Source organism: Microcystis sp. LE18-22.4A (assembly GCF_027531105.1).
GTDB classification, from domain to species: Bacteria; Cyanobacteriota; Cyanobacteriia; order Cyanobacteriales; family Microcystaceae; genus Microcystis; species Microcystis aeruginosa.
This window is the reverse complement of record NZ_JAPZRB010000618.1, coordinates 1-1,755: the sequence shown is the minus strand read 5'-3', so window position 1 is coordinate 1,755 and position 1,755 is coordinate 1. Positions and strand designations below refer to the sequence as shown.

The window sequence follows — 1,755 nt, the reverse complement described above, 5'->3', positions numbered from 1 at the left end:
TCTGGGAGTGATCGGGGGGAAATTTAGGCACTTTTTCCCTGAAAATTAGGTAATTGGCCACCTCAAAACTGGTAAAACCCCACACCCCACACCCCACACCCCACACCCTGCCCCCAGGAAAAACTTTTTCAGCAAACCCTAGTTACCTTGCTCGATAACAATAGGTTCTGGATAACCTTCATCGCCTCTAGATAAATTAATAATCTCTTGATTTAATAAAATTGGTTGTTGATAGTAATTGTTTAAAATTACTAAAACCCTAGCTTGAATTTCTGGCGATTCTTGATTTAATTGCAGGATTTCTGCAACTTGTTCCACCCCATCAAAACTGGATAATCTCGCTGGCTCTTGATGAAACTCAAAAACTCCTCGTTGTGCCAACTTACCAATTTTTTGCGACTGATTATCTTGTGATAGTAATCTTTGAACTTCTGGTTCTTTGTTTCGCGCTTTTTCAAACCCCCGTTTTGTCTGACAATGCCAATTCTCATGGCCCATCGCCGGTTTAAGCGAGCGCCAAAGAAGATAGCTCATCGGAGGATACCAAGGCTTTTTGGGAAACTGGCAGGACACGATTTTTCCCCTCGGTCAGGATAATGCTAGGATGATACGGCAGTGTTTGCTCTAGTGTTGACTAAAATAATCAACGCCAATAAACTAACTCTAGCCTATGTTGACTGAAATAGTCAACTCTTGATATAATTTTTTTTGAGCGATTGAGAGAAAAGCAGTGTCAGAAACATTTGGACAGGTTATCCGCAAAGCTCGTCGAGAGGAGGAATATAGTCAGAGAGAACTAGCTAAGTTGATCGGGGTGGACTATACCTATCTATCGAAGCTAGAAAATGATCATGCGGGTTATCCTCCTAGTCAGCAGGTTATTGAGTCCTTAGCGACTCACTTAAAATTAAATGCTCAAAAATTAGGAGAATTGGCGGGACGACTGAGTTCAGATGATCAAAAAGTCTTCAAAGAATTAGTTCAAAAATACCAACAAATGCCGATTTTATTGCGTCGCATGAAAGACAATCCCAATTTTGCCAAAAAAATTATTTCTGAGGCGACAAAATTAGAACCAGAGGAGTAAATATCTTGGATATTATTAAACCCTATAGTTTTATTCCCAAAACAGAGATTGAAGCTCAGGCAGACAAGATTCTGAAGAAAGTAAAAGCTAATCGTCGTCGTCCCTTAAAAAATTGCGATATTGCGGAAGCGGCGGCCGATTATTTTGATTTAGCTATTGAATGGACGGATATAAAGCCAGATCAAGAGGGAGAAATCGCCGCAATGATTATTCCCACGGAAAAGAAAATTATTCTCAATGAAGATGTAAAATTCTTAAAAGATTACCAAAATTCATCCCTAGCAAAAGAAGGTTTTAAAAATTCGAGTTTAGCCCATGAAATTGGTCATTTTGTACTCCATATTAATCAAACAGCCGTCTCTAATTTTTTGGATCGAATCAATCAGGGAGATTCCTTAGAGACAATTCAACCTTTTCTGTGTCGGACAGTTGATTCTAGCCAAAGAATTGAATGGCAAGCACAATATTTTGTCAGTTGTTTACTAATGGCGATGAGTGAGTTAGAGAAAGCCATCAAGGGCCGTGACTTAACTAGGGTTTGCTGAAAAAGTTTTTCCTAGGGGCAGGGTGTAGGGTGTGGGGTGTGGGGTGTGGGGTTTTACCGATTTTGAGGGGGTCAATTACCTAATTTTCAGGGAAAAAGTCCCTGAATTTACCCCTGATCACTC

General features: G+C 40.0%; 1 protein-coding gene and 2 pseudogenes. 2 read left to right on the top strand and 1 reads right to left on the bottom strand.

Annotation, left to right across the window (positions count from 1 at the left end):
- Positions 1-141: 141 nt before the first annotated feature.
- Positions 142-534, bottom strand: a pseudogene (locus O9295_RS26430) (PD-(D/E)XK nuclease family protein); the annotation flags it as partial.
- A gap of 196 nt (positions 535-730) precedes the next feature.
- Here O9295_RS26430 and O9295_RS26425 point away from each other — a divergent pair.
- Together O9295_RS26425 and O9295_RS26420 are read left to right on the top strand one after the other, a co-directional pair.
- Complete coding sequence (locus O9295_RS26425) at positions 731-1,087, top strand: helix-turn-helix domain-containing protein (protein WP_287659661.1); 357 nt, start codon at positions 731-733, stop codon at positions 1,085-1,087.
- A 5-nt stretch (positions 1,088-1,092) separates the two neighbouring features.
- Positions 1,093-1,623 (top strand): annotated as a pseudogene (locus tag O9295_RS26420) (ImmA/IrrE family metallo-endopeptidase); the annotation flags it as partial.
- Positions 1,624-1,755: the final 132 nt, after the last annotated feature.